Below are 24101 nucleotides of genomic sequence, written 5' to 3' on the forward strand. Positions count from 1 at the left end.
CCGACGACCGCTGTGAAGGAGTGCAGGATGGACGAAGTGGAGCTGCTGGCCGCCGCGTTGGCGTTGGAGACGGCAGGGCTTCGGGATGCCGTACGAGGGAGACTGGCGGGCCGGGAGGACGGCGGTTACGGCGTGCGGGTACTCGACTCCTTCGCGGCCGATCCCGACGTGTGGGGAGAGCGGCTGGCTGACCTGCTGACGGGTTCCGGGGCGGTCGCGGACGACGAGTTGCTGGCGGCGGCCCGCACCGTGCTCGGCGCGGCGGCCCATGGACAGGGCCGCCGCGCCGAGGCCGGATTGCCGTCCTGCTGTTCGGTGATGCCCCTGTGGCTGCGGGGGTAGGCCCTCGTGTCAGCCCGGAGCCACGGCCCGCCCGGTCTGGGGCGAGATCATGCCGGCGCACAGGCCCTTGGCGGCCAGGGTCTGCGCGATCCGGGGGATCGCCGCGCGGGTGTTGGCCGGCCAGTCGTGCATGAGGATGACCTGGCCGTTCGTGAGCCGCCCGGCCGCCGCGACGATCGCGTCGGTACTGGCGTTGTTCCAGTCCTGCGAGTCGACCTGCCAGATGACCTCGGTCAGCCCGTACTTGGCCTCGACGGCCTTCACGGTCGCGTTGGTCTCGCCGTACGGCGGCCGGAACAGTCTCGGCGTACCGCCGCCCGCGTTCGCGATCGCCTGCTGGGTGCGGGAGATCTCCGAGTCGATCGTGGCCTGGCTCTGCTGGGTCAGATGCGGGTGGGTGTAGCTGTGGTTGCCGACCCACATACCGGCGCTGACCTGGGCCCTGACGAGCGCCGGGTTGGCGGCCGCGTTCTGGCCGGTGTTGAACATGGTGGCCCTGAGGCCGTACTGCTTCAGGGAGTTGAGCAGGGTGGTGGTGCCGCTTCCGGGGCCGTCGTCGAAGGTGAGTCCGACGTATCCGGAGCAGGCGGCGGCCTGCGCGGGGGCGGCCTGCGCGGCGACGGGGACGGTGAGGGTACCGGCGGCGGCCAGCGCGGCGGCGGCCAGCAGCGGGAAGTGCGCCCGGGCCCTCATCACGCCACCGTGATGTTCGAGCTGCCGCTGCTCTGGTAACCCTCGGTGGCGAGGATCATGTAGTACTTGAAGCTGCCCATCGGCATGCCGGCCCGGGCCCATGCGTCGAAGTGGTTGCCGGTGGTGATGGTGCCGCCGGTCCGCTTCGACTGCCGGACGCTCCAGTACTGGTTGAAGGTCTTGGTGCCTTCCACGGAGGGGGCGTTGTAGCGGGTGGTCTGGTAGATGTCGTAGGTCCCGCCGTCGCTGGTGACCGTCCCCTTGTACGTGCCCGTGGGCCGGTAGGTGCCCCAGTTGTCGACGACGTAGTACTCGACCAGCGGGCTGGACGTCCAGCCGTAGAGGGCCAGATAGGCGTTGCCGGACGGGTTGAAGCTGCCCGAGTAGCTCACGGTCCTGCGCGAGCCGTTGCTCCAGCCCTTGCCGGCCACGAAGTTGCCGGTGTTGCGCCATGAAGTGCTGTAGTTGCCGCCGGAGTTCAGGGTCATGGAGACCGTGCCCTGGCTGTCGGTCCAGAACGAGTAGTAGTAGCCGCTGTTGGTCCCGGTCTGGTTGGTGGTGATGACCGTGGCCGCTTCGGCGGTGCCGGGCAGGGCCAGAGTGGCCCCGCCGGCCAGCAGCAGCGCGCAGACGCCGCGACGCGTGGGGTGTGCGGGTGTGTCAGTCATGTTTCACAGCTTTGGTCTGCCCCTGTCAAACGTCAACAGTTTCGGCAGATGTTTCGAATGCTTCGACAGCCCTCCCACCTGAGGAAACCGGCGAAATCTTTCGGAAGATCGCGGAGGGCTGTAGATCAGAATTCCGGATCGGACTCCGAATGTTTCGAAGACTTTCCGGAGGGTCTTCGGTGCTAATGGTCCTCGCTCACGCAGGGGGCCACGTCCGGCAGATGGCCTCTCGCCCAGGCGGCGAGCTCCCTGAGGGCGGGTTCCAGTGCGGTGCCCGCCGTGGTCAGCCGGTAGGAGACCCGCAGCGGGGGACCCTCGTCCACCTCGCGGAGCACGAGACCGGCCGCGCCCAGCTCGACCAGTCGGTCGGCGAGCATGCGCTCGCTGAGGCCGGGGATGGCCCGCCGCAGCTCGGAGAAGTAGGTCGGCCGCTCCATGAGTACGGACAGGATCGGGCCGTTCCAGCGCTTCCCGAGCAGCTGGAAGACGCGGGTGATCCCGTCGTCGACCCGCTTGCATGCTCCCTGGTCGTGGATCTGCTCGGCCGTCATGGGTGCAGGGTACCTCTTTGCCGTACGGTAGTGAAAAAAAGTAAGTACCTGTGTTAGATATAGCTAGGTACCGATTCTCAGCTCATTACCGCGATGGAGAACCTCATGGCCACCTTGCTGCACATCGACTCCTCGGTCATGCCCGGCGGCGCCTCCGCCTCCCGTGCCGTGACGGACGCCTTCCGCAAGGCATGGCAGGACCAGCACCCGGCCGGCACGGTGATATACCGCGACCTGGCCACGGATCCCGTGCCGCACATCACCGCCGACGCCCACACCGCCGGCTTCGCCGACCCGGCCACCCACACCCCCGAGCAGGCCGCGGCCTTCGCCGCCCGCCTGGAGCTCATCGAGGAACTGGAGGGCGCGGACGCGATCCTCATCGGCGCCCCGATGTACAACTACACGATCCCCTCGACCCTCAAGGCCTGGCTGGACAACGTGGTCCTCTTCGGCCGCACCGGCGGCGAGAACCCCTCCGCCAAGGGCACCCCGGTCACCGTCGTCGCCAGCCGCGGCGGCTCCTACGCCCCCGGCACCCCGCGCGAGTCCTTCGAGTTCGTCCAGACCTACCTGAAGGCGCTCCTCGAGGGCGCTCTCGCTCTCGAAGTCGACTTCATCGTCCCCGAGATGACCATGGCCCCGAACAACCCGGCCCTGGTGGAGTTCATCCCCCTCTTCGAGGCCTCCCGTGAGCAGGCCCTCCAGGCCGCGGAGGCCAAGGCGAAGGCGCTCGCCGAGCGTCTCGCCGCCTGAGCCTGGGACTGACGCCGAGCCTGAGACGGGCCGCTCGGGCCGCCGGGGCAAAGGGAAAGGCAAGGAGGTCACCCCACTCCTTGCCACTCTCAACCTATAGCGCACCAGGGGGCTTGCGGCAAGGCCCCCGTCCTGGCGCAGAATTACCGGCCGAGGCCAGAAGCTGCCGTAAATGGGGTATTTGATACATGCATGTTGTTCTGTCCGTGTACGGTTCACTGCCGACCGGGGCGCCGGTGCGCGCCCAGGCGGCCGCGAAGGCGCCCGTCGACCTCGTCACCGCCGACCCCGCATCGGAGCTGCTGCCGTGAGCCCCCAGCCCACCGGCGTGTTCGCGCTCCCCGAGCGCCTGTCCGCCAAGGCCGACCCGACACTGATCGCCGCCGACGAGCGGCACTTTGCGGCCATCGCGGAGTGCCTGGAGCAGACGATCGCCGAACTGTCCGCGACCCTCGACGTCACCCGCAGGGCGCCCGGCGGTATCGGCCAGGAGGCGATGGACCGGGACACGGAGGTCCACCGGCTGAGCGCCCGGCTGCGCACCCTGCGCCGCTTCGGCCTGGACCTGTGTCTCGGGCACATGGTCGGCGCGGACGACCCCGAGCCGGTGTACGTCGGACGGCTCGGCCTCACCGACAGCACGGGCCGCCGGCTGCTGGTCGACTGGCGTTCCCCGGTGGCCGAGCCGTTCTTCGGCGCCACCCACGCCAACCCGATGGGACTGGCGAGCCGCCGCAGGTACCGCTGGGCCGACGGGCGGATCGGCGACTACTGGGACGAGGTGTTCGCCCCGGACGGGTTCGCCGGCCACCACGCCTCACTTGACGACCAGTCAGCCTTCATCGCCGGTCTGGGCAGCGACCGTTCGGAACGGATGCGGGACGTCCTCGGCACCATCCAGGCCGACCAGGACGCCATCATCCGCGCCGGATCCCGTGGCGCGCTCGTCGTCGACGGCGGCCCGGGCACCGGCAAGACCGTCGTCGCCCTGCACCGCTCCGCCTACCTCCTGCACTCCGACCCGCGCCTCGGTCACCGCCGCGGCGGCGTCCTCTTCGTCGGCCCGCACCGGCCCTACCTCGCCTACGTCTCCGACGTCCTGCCGAGCCTCGGCGAGGAGGGCGTGCAGACCTGCGTGCTGCGGGACTTCGTGGCCGAGGGAGCCACGGCCGGCGTCGAGAGCGATCCGGAGGTGGCCCGCCTGAAGTCGTCCGCGGACCTGGTGCGGGCCATCGAGAAGGCCGTCAGGTTCTACGAGGAACCGCCCACCGAGGGCATGACCGTCACCACCCACTGGTCCGACATCCCGCTGAGCGCCGACGACTGGACCGACGCGTTCGAAGCGGCGGAAGGCGCACCGCACAACGACGCCCGCGACCAGGTCTGGCAGGCCCTGCTCACCACCCTGGTGGACAAGCACGACGGCGACGCCCCGGAGAACCTGCTGCGCAAGTCGCTTCGGCAGAACAGGGAATTGCTCACCGCGTTCAACCGCGCGTGGCCGCTCCTCGAAGCCGCCGACCTCGTCTCCGACCTGTGGACCGTCCCCGCCTACCTGCGGATGTGCGCTCCCTGGCTCGACCGCGACGACGTACGAAAACTCCAACGCGCGGACGGCCAGGCCTGGACGGTGTCCGACCTTCCGCTCCTGGACGCGGCACGGCAGCGGCTCGGCGACCCGGGGGCCTCGCTGCGCAAGCGCCGGCACGAGGCCTCCGTGGCCGCCCAACGCGAGCAGATGGCCACGGTCGTCGAGAACCTGAGCGCGGTCGCCGACGACGAGTACGGCATGGGCCTGGTGTCGATGCTGCGCGGCGAGGACTTCCAGCACGCCCTGGTGGACGAGTCCGCGCTGCACACCGCCGACCCCGACCTGCTCGCCGGTCCGTTCGCGCACGTCGTCGTCGACGAGGCGCAGGAACTGACCGACGCGGAGTGGCAGATGCTGCTGCTGCGCTGCCCGTCCCGGAGCTTCACCATCGTCGGCGACCGCGCCCAGGCCCGGCACGGCTTCACGGAGACCTGGCAGGAACGGCTCGAACGGATCGGTCTCGACCGCGTCACCCTGGCCTCCCTGAGCGTCAACTACCGCACCCCGGAAGAGATCATGAAGGAGGCCGAGCCGGTCATCCGCGCCGCCCTCCCCGACGCCAACGTGCCCACCTCCATCCGCTCCACCGGCGTCCCCGTCACCCACGGCTCCACCGCGGACCTGACCCCGACCCTCGACACCTGGCTCGCCACCCACCCCGACGGCGTCGCCTGCGTCATCGGCGCCCCCGCCTTCACTCCGCCGAGCCCCCGGATCCGTTCCCTCCCGCCGGAACTGTCCAAGGGCCTCGAGTTCGACCTGGTCGTCCTCGTCGACCCGGAGAACTTCGGCGAGGGCATCGAGGGCGCGGTCGACCGGTATGTGGCGATGACCAGGGCGACCCAGCGACTGGTGATCCTCACGAGCTCCTGACCCCGGCCGGCCGACCTCGGCCGATCCCGGCCGACCCCACCCGCCCCACCCGCCCCGACCACCCCGACCACCCCGACCACCCCGTCTGTGACGGGAATCATCTTCACGAAAGGTGTAATCGTCATGCAAGGTTCCACTTAGCACTTCGGGCACTTTCCACCCCTGAGTGACAAGTCGGCCTTCGGCGTACTCAAGCGGGTGATCATGACCATTTCTGCAACCGGCACGGACAGCCCCCAGTCCCGCCGCACCGCCCGGATGGTGCAGCGGCAGGCAGCCTGGAAACCGGGTTTCCTGTCCCTCGTGGTCACCGCGGCCCTCGCCTACGCCTTCTCCTCCACGCTGTACTCGCCCCGGGTGACGCTGATGGGCTGGGTGGTCACCGTCCTGTGGACGCTGCCCGTCGTCAGTTCGTTCGTCGGCGTCTCCGGTGCCGTGCTGACCCGCCGCCGTATCGCCCGTCAGCGCGGCTGGACCAGCGCGGAACCGGCGCTGCACGACCGGCTCGTCGTGCTCGTCCCGACCATCGGCCGCGACGACACCTACCCGGCACTGGAGCGGTCGGTGCTGTCGTACTGCGCGTTCCTGCCGCACTGGTTCCCCGACCTGCGCATCGACATCCTCACCGAGGAGGGCTGCGAGGCGGCCGACCGCATCGACGCCCTGGCCGCGCGCAGCCCCCTGATGCGCGTGGTCACCGTGCCGAAGGCCTACCGCACCCCGAACGGCACCCGCTTCAAGGCCCGCGCCAACCACTACGCCCACGAGCTGCGCATCGCCGAGGGCGAGGCCCTGGACGACGTATGGGTGCTGCACATGGACGACGACACCGGTGTCGGCCCCGACACCGCCGAACAGGTCGCCCGTTTCATCAACGCCCAACGCCGTGCGGGCCCCGACGGCAAGCACCTCGCCCAGGGCATGCTGACCTATCCGCGCGAGAACGCCGTCAACCGGCTGACCTGGCTGGCCGACGCCATCCGCCCCGCCGACGACATCGCCCGCTTCGCCGTCCTCACCGGCGGCGGCACCCCACTGGCCGGACTGCACGGCGAACTCCTGCTGCTGCGCGCGTCCATCGAGGCCACCATCGGCTGGGACTTCGGCCCGGACTCCATCTGCGAGGACGCCCACCTCGCCCTGGTCTTCGCCAGCCGCTACAAGGGACGCAGCGACTGGTTCTCCGGCCGCAGCTACGGAGCCTCCCCCGCGACCATGCGGGACTTCCTCAAGCAGCGCGAACGCTGGTCCTGGGGCCTGGTGGGCCTGGCCTTCAACCCCACCCTGCCGCGCCGCTCCCGGGCACTGCTCATGTACAGCGTCACGACCTGGGTCCTCGGCCCCTTCCAGCACGTCGGCGTCGTCCTCGCGGTCGGCGCGGTGCTCGGTGACCTCAACACCTCGCCCGTCACCCCGTGGATCCTGCCCCTGTGGGCGGTGACCATGGGCTACGCGGTCTGGATGTACTGGGAAGGCCTCAAGATCAACGCCTCGGTGTCGGCCAACGGCCGCCGCCTGTGGTGGGAGCCGATCGCCGTGATCGCCCTGATGCCGTTCTTCGCGCTCTGGGAGGCGGCCGGATCCTTCCGGGGCCTGCTGCGCTGCCTGCGCGGCGTGGAGAACCAGTTCGTCGTCATAGCGAAACCGGCCTGAGAGATGCGTACCCGTATGCACATCCGCCTCTACGGCGTCGTCCTGCTCGTTCTCCTGTCGGCAGCCGCGTGCGTCTCCCCGGCGGCTCCGACGGCGACGACCCTGGCATCCCGGTCCCCGTCCCCCTCCCCGTCCGCCAGCCGGGCCCCGGCCCCCGCGAAGGTCGCCCGCCCCTGGCACCCCGGTGACCCCCAGCTCGGCGCACAGATCCTCTGGTACGCCTACCCGGGCGAGACCGACGCGTCCGTGCGCACCGACGCGCTGCGCCTGGTCGACTACATGGTCGGCAAGGACATGAACGCGGTCTCGGTGACCTTCCCGTTCGAGACCGCCAGCCCCACCGCGAGCCGGGTCGCCGCCTCCGCCCGGACACCCTCCGTACGGCACCTGGGGATGCTCCTGGACACCGCGGCGGCGGCCGGACTGCGCATCACCGTGCGCCCCCTGCTCGACGAGAAGAACCTGCTGGCCAAGGACCCCCTGGCCTGGCGCGGCTCCCTCGCCCCCGCCGACCGGGCGGCCTGGTTCCGCTCCTACGAAGCCCTCCTCGCGCCCTACCTCACCCTCGCGGCCCGCCACCACGCGAGCACCTTCGTCCTCGGGGTGGAACTGACATCGCTGGAGGACGACCCGCGCTGGCACTCCCTGACCACCGCGGCACGCAGGTCCTTCACCGGGGAACTGTCCTACGACGCCAACTGGGACGACTACGTCTCCCGGCACGTCCCCGTCCCCGTCGACCACCTGGGCGTCGACGCCTACTTCCCCCTGGCCGGGCTCGGCGACGACGCCTCCGTCGCGCAGATCGCCGCGGGCTGGCAGCGCTGGCTGGACCGCAAGAGCACCGGGAAACTGCCCCGGATCGTGCTGAGCGAGGTCGGCATCATCGCCGAGGACGGCGCCTACCGTCACCCGGCCGTGTGGAAGGGCGGGGGAAAGCCCAACCCCACGGTCCAGAAACGCTGGTTCCAGGCGGCCTGCCAGGTCGCCCGGGACCGTGACATGGCCGGCCTGTACTGGTGGAACCTCGACTTCCACGCCGACCCCGGGGCCGGCACCCCGGACGACTCCCTCACTTCCTTCCTCGGCCGCCCCGCCGAGTCCGTCATCACCTCCTGCTTCCGGACCTGGCCGAGATGAACCAAGAGCACTACGCACACCGTCCGCCTGCCGTCCCCGCCGACTTCCCGGCCGGATTCGCGGCACCGGCCGGTACGGCTCCTTTCGTGACTCCCTTCGTGGGTGCCCCTCGCCTCCCCGCCGGTCTGCCGACCGTGCCGGACCCGGTGTCAGTGCCGGTGCCGGACCCGGTGCCGGTGCGGTCGCGGGACTTCGCGGACGAGGTGAGCGGGAGGCGGTTCTCCGCCGTCGACGGACTGCGGGGAGCGGCCGTACTGGCCGTTCTGCTGCATGACACCGGCCTGGGCGGACGGTGGTTCTCCTGGGCCGGCGCGGGTGTCGACGTCCTGCTGGTGCTCTCGGGATTCGTCATCACCCTCCCCCTGCTCCGCAGGGCCACGACGACCGGAAGGCCCGGTGTCCTGGGCTTCCTGGCGCGCAGGACCCGGCGCCTGGCCCCCGTCCTGCTGCTCTCGGTCACCATGACCTTCGCGGTCGCCTGGGCCCTGGGCCCGCCGCGTGTCGTCCGCGACCTGGTCCGTCAGATCCCGTCGGTACTCCCCGGCCACGGTGGCTGGGCCGGCTGGCTGCACGGGCGTCCCCCGGGCGCGGTCCCCACGACGTCCTCGCCGCTCGCACCCCTGTGGCTGGGTGACGTCACCGTGCGGTCCGTCCTCGCGTGGTCCCTGCTGCTGGCGTGCGTCGGCCTGCTGGCCCGTCGCCGGCTCGCCCCGGTGACACTGGTCGTCGCGCTGCTCACGGGTGCGGCGACCGTGGCGGCGGCCCGCGGGCTGTTGCCCGGCATGGGCATCGACGTCGGTGTCGTCACCGGCATGCAGGCACTCGCCGTGCCGGCCGGCGCCGGTGCCGCCTGCGTCGTACACCTGGCCGAACGCGGCGGCCGTGAGGTGTCCCGTCCGGCTGCCGCACTGCTGACGGTCACCGGCCTCACCGCGGGGGCGGCCCTGGCGGCCGCGGCGGTCCTTCGAGGCGGAGCGCCGGGCGACGACCGGTACGTGGTCGCGGTCGTCCTGGTCGCGGCGCTGCTGACGGCGGTGCTCTGCACCGGCCGAGGCCCCCTCGCCCGACTGCTCTCGACCGACCTGCTCACCGAGGTCGGCCGCATGTCCTCCAGCCTCTTCCTGCTGCACCTCCCCGTGTACTGGCTGCTGCACAGGGGCCAGCCCGGCCTGAGCCCTCTCGCCCTGTTCCTGGTCGGGGGCGTGGTGACCTGGTTCCTGTCGCTGCTCGTCCACTACCTGCTCGTGGAACGCCTGGCGGGCCGTTCCCGGCGCTTCCGCTGAGGAGGGGCGGGCCGGGAACGGGCTCGCCGGTCAGGGTTCCGCCGACCCGCAGACCACTTCCGGGCTCAGGGTTCTGACGGCCAGGTCAAGCTGGACGACGCGGGACGTGGCCCTGACGAAGACCCCGAGGCCGATGCCGTACGGCTCCGGGACGGTTCCAGGCTCCGGCGGTGGCGGCCCCGGAAGCGCGGGCCACGGGAACTCGGCATGTTGCTGCGCACCTGTCGCCGTCGTTTCCAGGCCGGACTGCGGGCGGCCGAGTCGGGTCTGACCCGCGGTTGATCCCCGCGATCGGTCAGCGACACGCACGTCGTCTCCTGGGCTCAGGTGCCGACGTGCGTGACGTGCGTGAGCAGGTGGCGGGTGCGGCAGGTCCCCCACAGGGCGCCGAGGAGCCCCCGCTGCTCCGACGGCGACCGCGGTGGCGACTTGCGCCCGCCCGTCGGTCAGACGGCCGCGGGGGTGTCAGCTGTTCGCCGAGGAGTGCGTAAGGGGTCGATTCAGCTCGATCGTGTGATCGTCCGCTTGCGGGCTTGCTGCGCCCTGGGCTGATCGGGCTAACGTGATCCTGCGACCTGGGACAACCGGGTACGGCGTTCAGCGTGCGGGGCCCCTGCTCCACCAGAGGATGGTTCAGGGCCTCTCCGTCGCCTCTGGCCATACCCATCTGGCCGGGTCGCACAGGGAACTGGCCTCCCGGGCCCGGACCACGCACGGGATGCGTGTCGCCGCCCCGGGGTCGAGTACGCCGGGGACTGGGGGTACCCCCTCTGGGGGATCGCCCAAGACCGTTCGGGGCGCGCGGCTGAACGGACGCACTCCCGCTCAGGCCACAGGAACGGTTCCGAGCATCGCGGAAGCCTCTTGGAGCGGGCTGAGCGCGAGCGTGGGTGCGGCGGCCGGGGCGACGTCGCGGCAGGTGAAGCCGAGTTGGGTCATGGCCCGGAGCACTTCGGCGGCGCTGAAGTCACGGCGGTCCTGGCGTGTGACGACCTGCCCGACCTGCTTGGCGGGGTAGGTGCGACGGCCGACGATCACGGACGCCCCGACGACCTCCTCGGGCTTGACGCCCTTCATCGATTCCAGGACGCCGAGCTTGGTGAGGTCGAAGGGGAAGCGGGCGATGACGCAGCGCATGATGCCTCACAGGGAGAAGAACGAGGGGACGGTTCTGCCGCGGTCGAGATGGTTCAGTGTGTCAGGGCGAGGACACCCAGGGCGTTGCCGTGCTCGTCGACCACGGGCAGGGCGTCGAGCAGACGATGGCGCATCGTGTGCTCGGCTTCGGCCACGGTGGTGAGGGGGGAGGCGAAGGGCCCCGGGGCGACGATGATGTCCCGCAGCTGGACCCGGTCCGTGTACACGTCACTGTCGCGGACCGCGGTGAGCCGGGCCTGGGTGAGAAGCCCGGTGCACACGCCGTCGTTGTCGCAGACGAGCAGGTGCCCGGTGCGGGCGCTCGCCATGACGGACAGGGCCACCTCGACGGTCATGTCGTCGCAGACCTGCGGTCCGGCGGTCTGCATGGCGGCGGCCACTGTCCTGGGCACGGGGGAGGTGCCCGTGGAACGGGGCTGCATCTGAACGATCGTCACAACGTGCCTCCTGCAGAGGTGGGCCAGTTTCCGCAACCTGAACACGAAGTTCTTACGCCGCTGAGTCGAACGACGACTGCCGTCCGGTCCTGCGGCGGGCAGCCGAGGCGGGGCTGCGGCGGCCGCGTGACGACGACGTGCTGCGCTGACGCCGCTCGGCGACCGGCGCGGTGATCGTCACGGGGATGCCGGAGGGCGCCTGGGCGCCGGTGATCCGGCCGAGCGCCTCTTCGCCGGTGCGGACCTGGGTCGTCTCGGGCACGATGCCGGCGGCGGTCATGAGGCGGCTCATGTCCCGGCGCTGGTTGGGGGTGACCAGGGTGACGACCCGGCCGGACTCGCCGGCCCGGGCGGTACGGCCGCCGCGGTGCAGGTAGTCCTTGTGGTCGGTCGGCGGGTCGACGTTGACGACCAGGTCGAGGTTGTCGACGTGGATGCCGCGGGCGGCGACGTTCGTGGCCACGAGCACGGTGACGTGCCCGGTCTTGAACTGGGTCAGGGTCCGGGTGCGCTGCGGCTGCGACTTGCCGCCGTGCAGAGCGGCAGCCCGCACCCCGCTGTTCAGCAGGTCCTGCGTCAGCCGGTCGACGGCGTGCTTGGTGTCCAGGAACATGATCACTCGGCCTTCGCGCGCCGCGATCTGTGTCGTCGTCCAGTGCTTGTCCGCGCCGTGGACGTGCAGCACGTGGTGCTCCATCGTGCTGACCGCACCCGCGGACGGGTCGACGGAGTGGACGACCGGGTCGGTGAGGTAGCGGCGGACCAGGCGGTCGACGTTGCGGTCGAGGGTGGCGGAGAACAGCATCCGCTGGCCCTCGGGGCGGACCTGGTCCAGGAGCGCGGTGACCTGCGGCATGAAGCCCATGTCGGCCATCTGGTCCGCCTCGTCGAGGACGGTGATCGCGACCTGGTTCAGCCGGCAGTCACCGCGATCGATGAGGTCCTTGAGCCGGCCCGGCGTCGCGACGACGACCTCGGCCCCGGTGCGCAGCGCGTTGGCCTGCCTGCTGATCGACATTCCTCCGACAACCGTGGCGAGCCGCAGCTGCACCGAGCGGGCGTAGGGGGTGAGCGCGTCGGTCACCTGCTGGGCCAGCTCACGCGTCGGCACGAGGACCAGGGCCAGCGGCTGGCGGGGCTCGGCGCGCTGTCCGGCGGTGCGGGCCAGCAGGGCCAGGCCGAAGGCGAGGGTCTTGCCGGAGCCGGTGCGCCCGCGTCCCAGGGCGTCGCGGCCCGCGAGGGTGTTGGGCAGGGTCGCGCCCTGGATCGGGAACGGGACGCTCACACCCTGCGCGGTCAGCGCGGCCAGCAGCTGCCGGGGCATGTCGAGGTCGGCGAACGCCTCGACCGCGGGCAGTGCGGGGGTGATCGTCTCCGGCAGGGCGAACTCGCCCTGGACCGCCGCGGGCCGCCGGCCGTAGCCGCCGGAACGGCTCGGACCCCCTGAACGGCTCGGGGTGGACGACCCGAAACGGCCGCCCCGCTTCGAACCGGCGCCGGCGCCGAAAGTGGTGCCGTCGCCGCGGTTGCGGCGGGTAGAACGGTCATTCGTACGTGCGGAGTTCATGGAGACCCTTCCTTGATACGGCACGTATCAAGGAATTCCCGCAGCGTGAGCAGCGCGGGGAATCTCGAGAACGGACCGAATGGAACGCGAAAAGAAATCTGGGGAATGCGAGGGATCGGGTTCGGGCTGCATCGACGGGAATTCTCACGCCATGGGGGCGTGAAATCCCGGACGCCGGACGCCTACCGGTCGCACCTCGGACGAGGCGCGTGTCCCTGGAGGGAAATGTCCGTAGCTGGGGCCCGCACCCCGAGGGATGCGGGCCCCAGCTACGAAGTGCGCGTCAGCGTCAGGCGAGGACGATGTTCTCGGCCGTCGGGCCTTTCTGGCCGGACGCGATGTCGAAGGTGACCTTCTGACCTTCGAGCAGCTCGCGGAAACCCTGGGAGGCGATGTTCGAGAAGTGGGCGAACACGTCGGCACCCCCACCGTCCTGCTCGATGAAGCCGAAACCCTTGGCCGCGTTGAACCACTTCACTGTGCCTGATGCCATGTCGTATCTCCTCTTGGGCAGTACGCCGGACCCGCGATGCACGGCTACCGGGTCGCCGCGATGATGCCCTGTCCGGAAAACGACCGGCCATACGAAAACGCCGCCGACGACTGAAAACACCGGCGAGGCGCTTGAAGTTTTTGGGAACCACAACTGCAACTGAGATCGACAGTAGCACGCGGGTGGTGGTCCGGGAGCGGCAAATTCTTTTACCCTGCCGATTGCGGCAAAAACACTTTTCGCGCGACGTGCCAAACTCTCACTTGGCGGCCATAGATATTGGCCCACTCGGGGCGCAGCGTTTCAAGGAGAGCGGTCGCCGTCAAGCGCTCAAAAGAGCGCGCTTATCGGCTCTCCGTAGGTCGCCTCGGCGCCGCTGGTGGGAAGCTGCGGCCCGCATGCGCCGGGACCTGGCCGCGAAGACATGGGTGAGGGGCCCCGGACCATGACCAGGCGGCTCTCAGGCAGCGGGTGGCCGGGACGCCGCTTCGGCGGCACGACGGTATTCGGCGTTGATGCGCTGGGCGTCCTCGAGCTGGTCTTCGAGAATGACGATGCGGCAGGCGGCCTCGATGGGGGTGCCCTGGTCGACGAGCGCGCGGGCACGGGCGGCGATGCGCAACTGGTAGCGGGAGTAGCGGCGGTGGCCGCCCGCGGAGCGGAGCGGCGTGATGAGGCGGGCTTCGCCGATGGCCCGGAGGAAGCCCTGTGTGGTGCCGAGCAACTCGGCGGCCCGGCCCATGGTGTAGGCGGGGTAGTCGTCGTCGTCAAGACGCCCGAACGAGTCGTCTGCTGTCATCGCACCTCTCTGTGGAACGCGTGGAGGGGCCCCGGTGCCGTATGGCACCAGGGCCCCGAAGGAAACTGCTACACCATCTGCCGGCCCTGGTACTGCGCCGGCCTTCTGTTTCCGCGGGCCCGACCTGAAAGCTGTCGGGGTTGCGGGGATCGCGGTTGCTCGACCGGAGACCACCTCACTATCGATGTCCTGCGGTACCCGGGCCCAAGACGTCCACCCGGGCGATCCTGATGGTGCCTGGATCCTCCGTTCTTTCCCTCTGGCTGAGCTGATTCACCTGGCGGGAACTGCGTACTGCATGTGCCGAACTGCTCATGGCGACCCCTGATGACTGCGGGTCACCCGGTGCGGTCGTCAGTCCCGTCGCCGTCCTGCTCCAACCCTGGCTTCGGAACTCCACCACCGCACCGTCCTGCGAACTGCGCTTACTGGTACTTCTGCCCGGTAGTTCGTGTCTGCCGGGCCTTGCTCGATCTCGGCTACGAGAGAAACCATAACCACATCACCATGCAATGTCTACTGCGGCCAGGATAGATTTTCGGGCCCCCGGGAGAGAGATGGTCGACCGCGGTCACAGCAGAGGTCACGCGAGGGGGGCGGACACGCCGGGCCGCGGCGGTAGAGGCCCGACGTGTCCGCCCCCCTCGGGCGAACTCCCCACGCGAGCACGCCTGTTGCAGGCCCTAGTCGAGGTCCACCCGGCCGTTCTTCGGCTTCTGCTCCTTGGCGGAAGGCAGTTGAAGCAGGCTGCTGTCCTCACTCGTCCCGGGGCGGCCGTCGGAGTCCTGGCTGCCCAGGTTCTGCCGGACCGAGTCAAGGATCGTCAGGCCCTGGGACACCAGGCCGGCGGCGATCTCGCCGAGGCCGTCCGCGCCGTTGAGGACGTTGACGTTGGCGCCGGCCAGACCCCCGGCGGCCTCCTTGACGATCTGCGGGAGCTGGTCGATCAGCATCCGGTCGAGCGCGACCCGGTCGTACGAGGCCGCCGCCTCCGCCTGGACCTTCATCCGCTCCGCCTCGGCGGCCGCGAGGATCCTGACCCGCTCGGCCTCGGCCTCGGCGGGCTTCACGACCTCGGCCACCAACTGCTGCTGGCGCAGCTTGGCCTGGCGCTGGGCCAGCTCCGTCTGGGCGGCGAGGACCTCCTGCTGGGCGTGCGCCTGCGCCAGCGGTCCGGCCTGCGCGGCCTGCGCCTGGGCGCGGTCCACCTCGGCCGAGTACTCCGCCTTGACGACGGCGGTCTGCCGGGCGTACTCGGCCTGCTTGCGGGCCGCCACCTGCTGCGCCTCGACCGCGACCTGGGTGGCCTGCGCCTGGGCGATCTGCGCCTGCCGCTGGATGGCCGCCTTGTGCGGTGCGGACATCGCGTCGATGTAGCCGGTGTCGCCGTCGTCGATCGACTGGATCTGCAGCGAGTCCACGGTCAGACCGATCTTCGCCATCTCGGTCTTGGAGGTGTCCAGGACCTCCGCGGCCAGCTTCTGCCGCTCGGTGACGATCTCCTCGACCGTCATCGAACCGATGATGGCCCGCAGGTGGCCGGCGAAGATCCGGCCGGTGAGCACCGACATCTGATCCTGGTCGGAGAGGAAACGCTGACCGGCGTTGATGATGCTCTCGTGGTCGTTGCCGACCTTGAAGGCGATGACCGCGCGGACGTGCAGGGCGATGCCCTGCTTGGTCACACACGTCTCGGTGACCTCGGCCTCGCACATCGACAGCGTGAGGAAACGGGTCTTGCGGAAGACGGGGAGCACGAACTTGCCGTGTCCCGTCACCACTCGGAAAGGCGCGCCCCCCAGTCCCCGCCGGCCCCCCGAGATCAACATCGCCTCGTCGGGAGCGGGAACGCGGTATCCGAACATGCTTGTACTCCTCAGCCGGCGTCGGCGGTGTCGCCACCGAGCGCGTCCAATGGATCCACCCATTCGATGACGCCGACCTCCCGGCATCCACGTGATTCGATCACGAGCACCGTCGCACCCGTGGGCAGGGGATCCTCCGACCAGGCGAGGAACGTCTCGGAACCGCCTCTGACCCGCACCAGGACCTCGCCGGGGCCTGCGGATCCGCGCGTTCCGATGAGTACTTTCCCCGTGCAGCCGATCACGGCCTCGTCCTGCGGCATCACAGGCCGTCCTCCTACTCCAGACCCCAGACTTCCGACGATAGCCCCAGTCAGGCCGGGACCCAACGGTCAGGGCCTCGACGGACTCCAGGACTCGGCTGCGTCGGGGCTCCCCAGCCACTGACAGATCCGTCGGCCGTCGTCGTCCCGCCCTGCTTGGATACGGGGGATGACGACGAGTTCTCCTGCTCCCCGCGGCGTTGACGCCGATTCCGACCGCTTGAGGGCCCTGCTGGAACGTGCCGCTACGGGCCGGGACGGTCAGGCCTGGAGCGACTTGTGGACGGAGCTCTACCACAACGGCTCTCTGGATGCCGCCGATCCGCTGGTGCTGCACACGCTGGCCGATATGGCGGAGGCGGACACAGCCGACACGGCAGCCTCTGCCCTCCACCTGGCCGGCGCCGTTCTCGTTCAGGCCGACCGGCGTCACGAGACCCGGAACCTGCGGCACCGGTATGCGCCGCAGATCGCACGTCTGCTGGGCGCCGCGAACCGGTGGCGGCAGCTCACCGCCGACCGAGATGACTACTGCCACCTGCTCGAGGCGGTCCTGAACATCGAGGGCGACATCCACTGGGCGGAGGACTTGCTCTGGGGTGTGATCAGCGAGGAATACGAGCTCGAGTGCCCCGATCCCGACGGGTGCGCGTCGCTGTGGGTGGTTCTCGGAGAGCGGGGCTTCTTCAGCGCGGCGGAGGACTACGCCCTCTCCGACGACATCGAGACCCTCCCTCTCCATCCGATCCCCGCACCATGGAAGGCCTCGGCCGACGCCTCCACGACCTCGCCCTGGCCGACGGCCATGAAGAAGTCGCGCACGCCCTGACCTACACCTTCGGCGAGGCGACGTGCCCGGAGTGCCGGCAGCGCTTCTCCGTCGTCGACCAGATCGCCACCCGCTCCAGCTGAGAAGCGCGTCGGGGGGCGGAGCCTGGGCTCACGACCCTTCCTCCCTGGGCTACTTGGGTGGAGGGTGCTGCCCTGGGGTCGTGCGGTCCTCACCCGTGCGGATGATCCTCAGAAGGGGCCGCGGTGCGCCAACTGCTGCGATTGCCTCTGGCCCAGAGTGACCGCCTCTTGCGGGTACTCACCGACCTGGCTGAAGTTCGCTACTGGACGGAGCCTCCGGCCACTTGCGGACCTTCAAGTATGCCTGCCCCGGTACCTGCCACTTCCTGGCGAAGTCCCGGGTGCCTCTGGTGCGAGCTGCCCCGCTTGGCCTCTGGCGACACACACCATCACGTGTCCAGTCCGCAGAAGACCAAAGAGGCAGCCGACGGTAAACCACCAATAGAGAGCCGACAATACGTGGACAGAAATTGCCGAATATATAAAAATCGCTGCAAAAAGGGTATAGGTGAAAAAGTTTAGCGTCAGCAGGAGCCAGCCGGAGTCCGTCTTGGCTCTATTGAACTTCTGCCAAGTTGCTCGTGGCGTTCGGGTGGGATGCGGACTGAAGCGGCGCTTCAACTCGGCCACGAAAGGAGGTTGTGTCACGGGGGTCATGGAACAGTTGAGACAACGTCCGCGCAAGCTCATGCTGAGGAGGTCGGCGGCGCGAGCCTGCGATGCGTGCGCTCATGTTCGGCGACGACCATCGGTATTCGCGCCGGTTGGTATCAGCCGCCGCACGCGGCCCTGACAAGCATTGCCGTCACTCTGCGGATGATCCAGAGCTGTCCCGACGCATCGCCTGTACAGCCAGGACCAGAACCGTCGTGACCGCCAGCACAAGGTTCAACGTGTCAGCAGCCATGGTGATGGCGAAGGGTGCGCCGACCATGTGCGGCACCCTGGAGACGATCATGCCAAGGCCCATCAGCAGGGGCATCCATATCGAGTAGAAGCGCATGCCCCACCGGGGGCGCGCTCCTTTGCGAATCTTCGCCCGCTCCCACCAGCGGCAGCCGAAACTGAGAAGAACCAGCGAGCAACCCATCACGACGACGGACCAGTCCATGAACCTGAGCATCGATTCCCCTCGCCGGCACGGATCTGCGTGTCACGACATCACTGCGACTCGTTCGCCCAGCTCAGAGAGCCTGTCAGGCCAGTCATGCGACGGGAATCAACCGATCGGGTTCTTAGTGCGATCTTTACCCCTCGCGGAAGCCGTCGAGTGTCCTGCACCCAACGCTTTCTCCAGCTCCCATCAGGTGGTAGTCGGGGCCGGACCGTCGTAGAAGTCCCCTCGTGGAGTCCGGGGTCATGCGTGCCACGGTGGTGCGTGGCGCCGGTCGTTCACTCGTCGCGCCCCAGGCCGGCCTCGCGGGCGCGGAGCGCGGCGGCGGTCCTGTCGTGCACCTGGAGCTTCAGCAGGATCGCCGAGACGTGGTTGCGGACCGTCTTGTCCGAGAGGCTCAGGCGCCGGGCGATCTCCCGGTTGCCGCAGCCGGCCGCCAGCAGGTCCAGGACGTCGCGTTCGCGGTCGGTGAGGAGGGGGAACGCCCGCGTCGCGCAGTCGGCCGCGCTGCGGGAGGTGAAGAACTCGGCGATACGGCGGGCCACGGACCCTCCGTAGGCGGCGCCGCCCGCGGCGACCTGGACCACGGCGGCGACGATCTCCCCCCGGTCGGCCCCTTTGACCAGGTAGCCGCTCGCCCCCGCACGCAGAGCCGCGAAGACGCTGTCGTCACCGTCGTGCATGGTGAGGGCCAGCACGCCGGTGCCTGGGCTGTGCTGCCGTATGGCCCGTATGGCATGGATGCCGTCGGTGCCCGGCATGGACAGGTCGGTGATCACGACGTCGGGAGTGTGCAGCCGTACGGCGTCGAGGAGTTCCGCCCCGTCCGCCGCCTCGGCGAGGACCTGGACGCCGGGGTCACTGTCGAGGGCGGCCCGCAGTCCGAGCCGGTACATGGGGTGGTCGTCGGCGACGACCACGCGGATCGGTGGCCGCTCGGGTGTCATGACCGCTCCTTCAGGGGGAGGTGTGCGGTGACCGCCGTTCCGCCGAGGCGGCTGGGCGAGTCCACGACGAGTGTCCCGCCGTGCGACGCGACACGGGCCCTCATGCTGTCGAGGCCCACTCCGGTGCCGGCCGGGAGCTGGTCCGGGCGGTGCCGCAGGCCCCGGCCGTCGTCCTCCACCCGGATGGTCAACTGGCCTTCGGTAACGGCGAGTTCGACGAGCGCCCGGGTTGCCGCCGCATGCCGCACCACGTTGGTCAGCGCCTCGCACGCGATCCGGTACGCCGTCGTCTCCACGTCCGGAGGAAGCCGGGCCGGCACGGCCGGGCCCGTCACCCGGACCGGCAGATCCGGTGCGAACGACCGCGCGCGTTCACGCAACGCACCGAGCAGGTCCAGGCGGTCGAGGGTTCCCGGGCGCAGGTCCTGAATGATGCGCCGGACCTCGGCGCCGGACGCGTCGGCCTCGGCCCGGGCCGCCTCCACCATGCGCCGGGTCGTCGCGCCGTCGCCGGTGTCGAGGGAGTCCGCGGCGACCTGGAGCGCCAGGGCGATTCCCATGAGGGCGGGGCCAAGGCCGTCGTGCAGGTCCCTGCGGAAGCGGTCGCGCTCGGCGCGGGTGGCGTCGATGACACGGTCGCGCTCCGCCGCCAGCTCCTGGGCGAGGGCATCGGCCCGTACGGCGGCGGCCATCGAGGGGGCGAGGGCGTGGAGCACCTTCAAGTCGGCCGCCGTGTACGGCTCCTGGGTCGTCCGGTCGGCGATCCGCAGCATGCCGACCGGCGTTCCGGACAGCCGCAGCGGGACATCGGTGGCGGGTGCGGAACCTGTCGACCGTGCGCCGCACCGGGCGAGCAACTCGCCGTCCGCACCAAGGAGTTCGGCGCGGGGAGCCCGTACGGCCTCTGCGGTGGCGGCGAGCACCGCGGTGAGCACGCCCCCGTCGGCCTCCTCGGCGCCGGTCGCGAGCCGGTCGCCGACGCGGGCCAGCGCCCGCAGGGGGTCGCGGCGGTCGCCGTACACGAAGCGGTCCACGGCCCGCTGCAGCCGGTCCCGCAACGGGGCAAGTCCCACCGCGACCAGCGCCGCCGCCACCACGCCCGGCAGGACACCGTGCCCGAGGGTGGCGCCGGCGAGCGCGGTGGTGCCGAGGTAGGCGGCGACGACGGCCGCGGTCAGCGTGCCGTACAACAGCCAGCGGCGCAGGACGAGATCGATGCCGAGCAGCCGGTGGCGCAGCACGCCGACGCCGATGGCCACCGGTAGCAGCACGCTGAGGGCGTTGGAGACGATCCGGTCGGTGAAGAACGTGGTGATGCCGATCGGCGGCAGGACGGCCACCAGCCAAGCCAGTTGCTGCCGTTGCGGCGGCCGGGAGCGGGCCAGGCGGACACCTGTGTCGGCCCAGATGGCGAGCGTCGAGAGAGCAAGGAGCAGAAAACCCGCTCCGAACGCCATGGAGCGCAGGGCGGCCGGGGCGTACAGAGGCGGGTCGCCGTGCGCGACGATGTCGTCGTAGAAGGACGGGGAGAAGACACCGGCGATCACTACCAGGGTGAGCCCGGCCGTCGCCGTCCACGCGAGCACGCGCGCACGGAGTCCCGGCGGTCGGCCCTGCGGATACAGCACCAGCAGCACGCTGTACGGCAGCAGCCAGGCGGGCAGCCACAGCGTGCTGAACAACTGGGCGGCCAGGCGGGCGGCGGGCCATGCCGGGTCGGCCACCGAGGCGCCGTACGCGCCGTACGCCTGGAACAGCGCGGTGAGCGCGAGCAGGAGACTCACGGCGGTCAGCAGCCGTCCGACGGCGTTTCCGGGGCGCAGGGTGGTGAGGGCGGCTCCGGTGACGGCCCAACTGACGGCGGCGAGCGTGATGCTCAGCGTGTCGAGGCCGAACTCGCCGGTGTGCGCGAGCAGTCCGTGGTCCGGGAGGTACGCGATGAACGTGCCCCCGGCTCCTGCGAGCGCGGTGACGGCGGCGGCGGCCCAGGCGAGGGCCCTGCCGTGTCGCTGTCGCGCGGTGTTCTCGGCCATGGCCACCACACACCTCCGTGCCCGACCGCGGTCGGAGCAGGCTCCCAGTCTGGCAGCGGACGTGTCCCGGTGACCCGGGACCGGAGTCCTGGCTCCGCCGGGTCAACTCCCCGGCAGGCTCGGGGCTGTCGTCAGCGGCGGGGCCGCGGGTGGCGGGCGCACGGTGGTGGCCGAGTGGTCCGGCAGGGGCCGCCGACCGGAGGAGGACCCGTGGAATCCACAAAGCCGATGCCGATGCCGAAGCCCGAGCCGATGCCGAAGGGAAGCGACAACGTCATGCGAACGGCCGTCGCGGTCGCCGCCGTTGCTCTCGGCGTGATGCTGGTCGGTACGTACGTGCGCACACCGCTGAACGGCGACACCTGGGACGTGTCGGCCGACCAGCACGGACTCGGGGTGCTTCCCTTGCTGGTCGCGTTCGCGGCGCTGGGCAGTGCCGTGGTCTTCGGAGTGGTCGTGCGCCGTGCCGCGGCACGGCCTGCCGAACGCACCGGTCTCCGCGCCCTGCTGCTGGCCGTGCTCGGTGCGGCCACGATCGTCGTGTTCTGGACGGGGCTGCCGGTGGTCTTTGCCGCCGGGGCGGCCGTCCTGGCCAGGTCCTCGCACGCCCGGACCGGCCGGTGGAACCCGCCCGCGGTGACGGCCGCGGTCCTGGCCGGGGCGACGCTGCTCGAGGCGGGGTGGCTCGCCTTCACAGGCTGAGGAGTCGGCACCCGTGGAAGGCCGGGCCCGGCTACGGGGGCGGGCCCGGCCTCCCCGGCGCAGCATCTCGGCGGTGAGCGCGCTTGCCTTGAGGTAGTTACGGATCTGCCCCTTGGCACGCTCGTACGACGTCTGATCGCGTGCTCCACCCGCGCACGGACACGGAGATGTTCCGCGCTGTCGGCTTCCCCGCCTGCCGGCAGCGCCCGGTCCGGGGGTAGGCGTTGCAGCCCTCGGCCTCGGAGCCGTAGAAGTGCCGGTTGCCGTCGGTGTCCGCCTCGTTGTCGGGGGGCAGGTCCTTCTTCTCGGCGATGACGGCGAGCAGAACGTCTGTGTCGCCCATGCCGGCGTGGTCGGTGCGGCCGTAGCCGACGAGGCGGATGGTGCCGGAGCGGTCGATGACGCGGTGGCAGAGCGGGCCGGGCAGGTCGTTGTAGCCGGTCCGGCACAGCTCCACCGACGTCTGCCGGCACGCTTCTTGAGCTCGGCCTGCCCGCGCTTCGTCCAGCCACCCTGATGCAGGTGGCGACGAGCAGTGCCCTTCAGTGTCTTGTTCCGACAGAGCCCTCCAGCCGCTGTCGGCCGACCGCACTTCCCCTGCTTCCACTCACCCACGGTGTGTCCCCCTCCCGCTGGTTCACCACGCGTCCGGGCCTCCAGCGTCTGGCACGCAGCGGACGCCGAGTAGGGCGTGCAGCCGGCGGAGTCGGGGAGGTCTTCCCTGTGGGGTGCCTGCGGCCGGCGGTCCGCGCGCATGCGACGAGCCCGTTTTCGCGAGCCGACCGGAGCCGGATGCGGGCGGCGGATTCCGGGAGCCGCGCACACGCGGGAACCGTGCGCAGTGGGCAGAGCGGCGGGGCGGGCCCGATCAGTTGGCCGACGTGTTCCGTGCCATCTCGGCTGCCTCGGTGAGGGCGCGTTGTCTGAGATCGCCGAACAGCTGCATCGTGACGGCGGCCAGGACATCGTCCCCGCCCACAGTCCGTCCGTCCCCGCGACGGGTGGACAGGGCGAGGAGGGGGTCCTTGAGCAGCGGGGCCGGGGCCGGCTCGCCCGGCACCATCAGACTGACCGTCCCGAACCGCTTTACCCCGCCCTCGCGGACGACCTTGGCCGCGTCCCGGGCCAGGGCCGTCAGGAACATGCTCGCGATTCCGTCCAGGTCGCGGACCATCGCCGGGACCGCCCTCACCCCCCGGCTCCCCAGCAGCCTTCTCACCCCGGCCTCGAACCGGTGGGCGCCGGCCACACCACTCGGTGTACGCGCCCCGCGGCGCTCACGAAGAGACACGAGCGCACCATCGGCGTTGCGCACCTCGCCCATCAGGCCGTGGAAGGTCGGACTGTGCAGGTACCACGCCGATCCCACCTCCACCTCGATGTTCCGGTCGATCGCCGAGATGAGGTCCTTGGGAATCAGCCTCTTCCTGACCTCCTCGGCCGCCGCGCTTCTCGCGCCCTCGATGATCTCCGTCAGCACGGTCCGCGTCACCGACGCGGCGGCCCACGCGGCCGACCGGGAGACGTGCAACGAGGTCACGTCCCTGAACACCGCTTTGACGAGCTGAGGCCTGAACGGCAGGTCGATCACGACGGAAGCGGTCTGCGGACCGCTGCGCTCGGTGCGTAAGGCGTGTGTGGTCATCGAAGAACGTACTTTCTGCTGTCGGAGCTCTCAGTGGCCCAAGCCGCATCGGGCGGCGAGACCACAGAGCTCTGCGGAGGGCGCCGAGCCGACACAGGGCCTGCCGGGCGGGGCCGCCGGCACACAGAGGTGCAGACGGCCCCGCCCGGATTCTCGGCGTTCCGGCGACCGGGCGTGCGGCAGGGGGTGCCGGTCAGGCGACCTGGTACCTGCCGACTTCCAGGAAGTGGCGCAGTGCTTCGGGTGTGTTGTCGTCCAGGGCCGCGTTCGCTGCCGCGCGCAGGGCCGGGCTGATGGATGGATCGGCGAGGATGCGGGCGATGGCGACGCGGTCGTCCTCGGCCTGGGCGATGCGGTAGCCGGTCTCCAGCCAGGCGCGCATCGCCTCGGGGTCGTTGGCGTCCAGGAGGGCGTTGGCTTCTCGTGTGACACGTCGGCCGCTGTCCGGGTCGGCGAGGATGCGGGCGATGGCGACGCGGTCGTCCTCGGCCTGGGCGATGCGGTAGCCGGTCTCCAGCCAGGCGCGCATCGCCTCGGGGTCGTTGGCGTCCAGGAGGGCGTTGGCTTCTCGTGTCACGCGCCGGCCGCTGTCCGGGTCGGCGAGGATGCGGGCGATGGCGACGCGGTCGTCCTCGGCCTGGGCGATGCGGTAGCCGGTCTCCAGCCAGGCGCGCAT

24 protein-coding genes and 1 pseudogene are annotated in these 24101 nt (G+C 70.4%); 9 read left to right on the forward strand and 16 right to left on the reverse strand.

What is annotated here, in order from left to right; genetic code table 11:
- The first annotated feature begins 27 nt into the window (after positions 1-27).
- A complete protein-coding gene (locus ACFYRX_RS31125; RefSeq protein WP_389106759.1) occupies positions 28-342 on the forward strand; it encodes a hypothetical protein in 315 nt (104 codons plus the stop codon).
- Between the two features lie 9 nt (positions 343-351).
- Here ACFYRX_RS31125 and ACFYRX_RS31130 read toward each other — a convergent pair whose 3' ends face one another.
- The 3 genes from ACFYRX_RS31130 to ACFYRX_RS31140 form a co-directional block, all read right to left on the reverse strand.
- Entirely contained in the window at positions 352-1035 is a 684-nt protein-coding gene (locus ACFYRX_RS31130; protein WP_389106761.1) for a polysaccharide deacetylase family protein, read from the reverse strand.
- Entirely contained in the window at positions 1035-1703 is a 669-nt protein-coding gene (locus ACFYRX_RS31135; RefSeq protein ID WP_389106764.1) for a glycoside hydrolase family 11 protein, read from the reverse strand. Before ACFYRX_RS31135 ends, ACFYRX_RS31130 begins: the two co-directional genes overlap by 1 nt.
- Before the next feature lie 182 nt (positions 1704-1885).
- Positions 1886-2254 carry a winged helix-turn-helix transcriptional regulator gene (locus tag ACFYRX_RS31140; RefSeq protein WP_389106767.1) on the reverse strand — a complete coding sequence of 123 codons (369 nt, stop codon included), beginning with the start codon at positions 2252-2254 and terminating at the stop codon, positions 1886-1888.
- 105 nt (positions 2255-2359) lie between these two features.
- On the opposite strand from ACFYRX_RS31140, the gene ACFYRX_RS31145 reads away from it, so the two are divergent.
- The 6 genes from ACFYRX_RS31145 (at position 2360) to ACFYRX_RS31170 (ending at position 9550) form a co-directional block, all read left to right on the forward strand.
- Entirely contained in the window at positions 2360-3010 is a 651-nt protein-coding gene (locus tag ACFYRX_RS31145) for an FMN-dependent NADH-azoreductase (RefSeq protein ID WP_389106770.1), read from the forward strand.
- 188 nt (positions 3011-3198) lie between these two features.
- Positions 3199-3321: a hypothetical protein gene (locus ACFYRX_RS31150; RefSeq protein WP_389106772.1), complete on the forward strand. Its 123-nt coding sequence runs from the start codon at positions 3199-3201 to the stop codon at positions 3319-3321.
- Positions 3318-5474, forward strand: coding sequence for an RNA polymerase recycling motor ATPase HelR (gene helR, locus ACFYRX_RS31155; protein WP_389106774.1), 2157 nt, complete (start codon positions 3318-3320; stop codon positions 5472-5474). The genes ACFYRX_RS31150 and helR overlap by 4 nt, the downstream gene beginning before the upstream one ends.
- Before the next feature lie 204 nt (positions 5475-5678).
- Positions 5679-7127 carry a glycosyltransferase family 2 protein gene (locus ACFYRX_RS31160; protein ID WP_389106777.1) on the forward strand — a complete coding sequence of 483 codons (1449 nt, stop codon included), beginning with the start codon at positions 5679-5681 and terminating at the stop codon, positions 7125-7127.
- A 15-nt stretch (positions 7128-7142) separates the two neighbouring features.
- Positions 7143-8267 carry a glycoside hydrolase family 113 gene (locus ACFYRX_RS31165; RefSeq protein ID WP_389106780.1) on the forward strand — a complete coding sequence of 375 codons (1125 nt, stop codon included), beginning with the start codon at positions 7143-7145 and terminating at the stop codon, positions 8265-8267.
- The gene (locus tag ACFYRX_RS31170) at positions 8264-9550 is read left to right on the forward strand and encodes an acyltransferase family protein (RefSeq protein ID WP_389106782.1); all 1287 of its coding nucleotides are present in this window, start codon (positions 8264-8266) and stop codon (positions 9548-9550) included. The genes ACFYRX_RS31165 and ACFYRX_RS31170 overlap by 4 nt, the downstream gene beginning before the upstream one ends.
- 825 nt (positions 9551-10375) lie before the next feature.
- Here the strand turns inward: ACFYRX_RS31170 and ACFYRX_RS31175 are convergent.
- The 7 genes from ACFYRX_RS31175 to ACFYRX_RS31205 all read right to left on the reverse strand — a co-directional run bounded on the left by ACFYRX_RS31175 (position 10376) and on the right by ACFYRX_RS31205 (position 16132).
- Positions 10376-10687, reverse strand: coding sequence for an SCO5918 family protein (locus ACFYRX_RS31175; RefSeq protein WP_389106785.1), 312 nt, complete (start codon positions 10685-10687; stop codon positions 10376-10378).
- A 53-nt stretch (positions 10688-10740) separates the two neighbouring features.
- Positions 10741-11145, reverse strand: a complete 405-nt coding sequence (locus tag ACFYRX_RS31180; protein WP_389106788.1) for a CBS domain-containing protein — start codon at positions 11143-11145, stop codon at positions 10741-10743.
- Positions 11146-11197: 52 nt separating this feature from the next.
- Entirely contained in the window at positions 11198-12712 is a 1515-nt protein-coding gene (locus ACFYRX_RS31185; RefSeq protein WP_389106790.1) for a DEAD/DEAH box helicase, read from the reverse strand.
- 289 nt (positions 12713-13001) lie between these two features.
- Complete coding sequence (locus tag ACFYRX_RS31190; protein ID WP_389106794.1) at positions 13002-13205, reverse strand: cold-shock protein; 204 nt, start codon at positions 13203-13205, stop codon at positions 13002-13004.
- A 460-nt stretch (positions 13206-13665) separates the two neighbouring features.
- The gene (locus tag ACFYRX_RS31195) at positions 13666-14004 is read right to left on the reverse strand and encodes a MerR family transcriptional regulator (RefSeq protein ID WP_389106797.1); all 339 of its coding nucleotides are present in this window, start codon (positions 14002-14004) and stop codon (positions 13666-13668) included.
- Positions 14005-14687: 683 nt separating this feature from the next.
- Positions 14688-15869: an SPFH domain-containing protein gene (locus ACFYRX_RS31200; RefSeq protein WP_389106800.1), complete on the reverse strand. Its 1182-nt coding sequence runs from the start codon at positions 15867-15869 to the stop codon at positions 14688-14690.
- Between the two features lie 11 nt (positions 15870-15880).
- Positions 15881-16132, reverse strand: coding sequence for a hypothetical protein (locus ACFYRX_RS31205; protein ID WP_116150539.1), 252 nt, complete (start codon positions 16130-16132; stop codon positions 15881-15883).
- A 169-nt stretch (positions 16133-16301) separates the two neighbouring features.
- Between ACFYRX_RS31205 and ACFYRX_RS31210 the strand changes: the two genes are divergently transcribed.
- Entirely contained in the window at positions 16302-16961 is a 660-nt protein-coding gene (locus ACFYRX_RS31210) for a hypothetical protein (protein WP_389106804.1), read from the forward strand.
- Positions 16962-17789: 828 nt separating this feature from the next.
- Here ACFYRX_RS31210 and ACFYRX_RS31215 read toward each other — a convergent pair.
- From ACFYRX_RS31215 to ACFYRX_RS31225, 3 genes are all read right to left on the reverse strand, one after another.
- Positions 17790-18095, reverse strand: a complete 306-nt coding sequence (locus ACFYRX_RS31215) for a hypothetical protein (protein ID WP_389106807.1) — start codon at positions 18093-18095, stop codon at positions 17790-17792.
- Between the two features lie 281 nt (positions 18096-18376).
- On the reverse strand, positions 18377-19045 hold the full coding sequence (locus ACFYRX_RS31220) for a response regulator (protein ID WP_389106809.1): 669 nt from the start codon (positions 19043-19045) through the stop codon (positions 18377-18379).
- On the reverse strand, positions 19042-21078 hold the full coding sequence (locus ACFYRX_RS31225) for an ATP-binding protein (RefSeq protein WP_389106812.1): 2037 nt from the start codon (positions 21076-21078) through the stop codon (positions 19042-19044). The genes ACFYRX_RS31220 and ACFYRX_RS31225 overlap by 4 nt, the downstream gene beginning before the upstream one ends.
- 210 nt (positions 21079-21288) lie before the next feature.
- Between ACFYRX_RS31225 and ACFYRX_RS31230 the strand changes: the two genes are divergently transcribed.
- On the forward strand, positions 21289-21780 hold the full coding sequence (locus ACFYRX_RS31230; protein WP_389106814.1) for a hypothetical protein: 492 nt from the start codon (positions 21289-21291) through the stop codon (positions 21778-21780).
- 232 nt (positions 21781-22012) lie between these two features.
- Here ACFYRX_RS31230 and ACFYRX_RS31235 read toward each other — a convergent pair.
- From ACFYRX_RS31235 to ACFYRX_RS31245, 3 genes and pseudogenes are all read right to left on the reverse strand, one after another.
- Positions 22013-22240 (reverse strand): annotated as a pseudogene (locus ACFYRX_RS31235) (N-acetylmuramoyl-L-alanine amidase); the annotation flags it as partial.
- Between the two features lie 408 nt (positions 22241-22648).
- The gene (locus tag ACFYRX_RS31240; RefSeq protein WP_389106817.1) at positions 22649-23425 is read right to left on the reverse strand and encodes a hypothetical protein; all 777 of its coding nucleotides are present in this window, start codon (positions 23423-23425) and stop codon (positions 22649-22651) included.
- 193 nt (positions 23426-23618) lie between these two features.
- On the reverse strand, positions 23619-24101 hold a 483-nt coding region (locus ACFYRX_RS31245), incomplete at its 5' end, for an ALF repeat-containing protein (protein ID WP_389106818.1).

It is taken from the genome of Streptomyces sp. NPDC005374 (genome assembly GCF_042872225.1).
GTDB lineage: Bacteria > Actinomycetota > Actinomycetes > Streptomycetales > Streptomycetaceae > Streptomyces.

Coding starts and splice junctions, on each gene's coding strand:
- ACFYRX_RS31125 (WP_389106759.1), top strand. CDS start 28: ATGGACGAAGTGGAGCTGCTGGCCGCCGCGTTGGCGTTGGAGACGGCA.
- ACFYRX_RS31130 (WP_389106761.1), bottom strand. CDS start 1,035: ATGAGGGCCCGGGCGCACTTCCCGCTGCTGGCCGCCGCCGCGCTGGCC.
- ACFYRX_RS31135 (WP_389106764.1), bottom strand. CDS start 1,703: ATGACTGACACACCCGCACACCCCACGCGTCGCGGCGTCTGCGCGCTG.
- ACFYRX_RS31140 (WP_389106767.1), bottom strand. CDS start 2,254: ATGACGGCCGAGCAGATCCACGACCAGGGAGCATGCAAGCGGGTCGAC.
- ACFYRX_RS31145 (WP_389106770.1), top strand. CDS start 2,360: ATGGCCACCTTGCTGCACATCGACTCCTCGGTCATGCCCGGCGGCGCC.
- ACFYRX_RS31150 (WP_389106772.1), top strand. CDS start 3,199: ATGCATGTTGTTCTGTCCGTGTACGGTTCACTGCCGACCGGGGCGCCG.
- ACFYRX_RS31160 (WP_389106777.1), top strand. CDS start 5,679: ATGACCATTTCTGCAACCGGCACGGACAGCCCCCAGTCCCGCCGCACC.
- ACFYRX_RS31165 (WP_389106780.1), top strand. CDS start 7,143: ATGCACATCCGCCTCTACGGCGTCGTCCTGCTCGTTCTCCTGTCGGCA.
- ACFYRX_RS31170 (WP_389106782.1), top strand. CDS start 8,264: ATGAACCAAGAGCACTACGCACACCGTCCGCCTGCCGTCCCCGCCGAC.
- ACFYRX_RS31175 (WP_389106785.1), bottom strand. CDS start 10,687: ATGCGCTGCGTCATCGCCCGCTTCCCCTTCGACCTCACCAAGCTCGGC.
- ACFYRX_RS31185 (WP_389106790.1), bottom strand. CDS start 12,712: ATGAACTCCGCACGTACGAATGACCGTTCTACCCGCCGCAACCGCGGC.
- ACFYRX_RS31190 (WP_389106794.1), bottom strand. CDS start 13,205: ATGGCATCAGGCACAGTGAAGTGGTTCAACGCGGCCAAGGGTTTCGGC.
- ACFYRX_RS31195 (WP_389106797.1), bottom strand. CDS start 14,004: ATGACAGCAGACGACTCGTTCGGGCGTCTTGACGACGACGACTACCCC.
- ACFYRX_RS31200 (WP_389106800.1), bottom strand. CDS start 15,869: ATGTTCGGATACCGCGTTCCCGCTCCCGACGAGGCGATGTTGATCTCG.
- ACFYRX_RS31205 (WP_116150539.1), bottom strand. CDS start 16,132: ATGCCGCAGGACGAGGCCGTGATCGGCTGCACGGGGAAAGTACTCATC.
- ACFYRX_RS31210 (WP_389106804.1), top strand. CDS start 16,302: ATGACGACGAGTTCTCCTGCTCCCCGCGGCGTTGACGCCGATTCCGAC.
- ACFYRX_RS31215 (WP_389106807.1), bottom strand. CDS start 18,095: ATGGACTGGTCCGTCGTCGTGATGGGTTGCTCGCTGGTTCTTCTCAGT.
- ACFYRX_RS31220 (WP_389106809.1), bottom strand. CDS start 19,045: ATGACACCCGAGCGGCCACCGATCCGCGTGGTCGTCGCCGACGACCAC.
- ACFYRX_RS31225 (WP_389106812.1), bottom strand. CDS start 21,078: ATGGCCGAGAACACCGCGCGACAGCGACACGGCAGGGCCCTCGCCTGG.
- ACFYRX_RS31240 (WP_389106817.1), bottom strand. CDS start 23,425: ATGACCACACACGCCTTACGCACCGAGCGCAGCGGTCCGCAGACCGCT.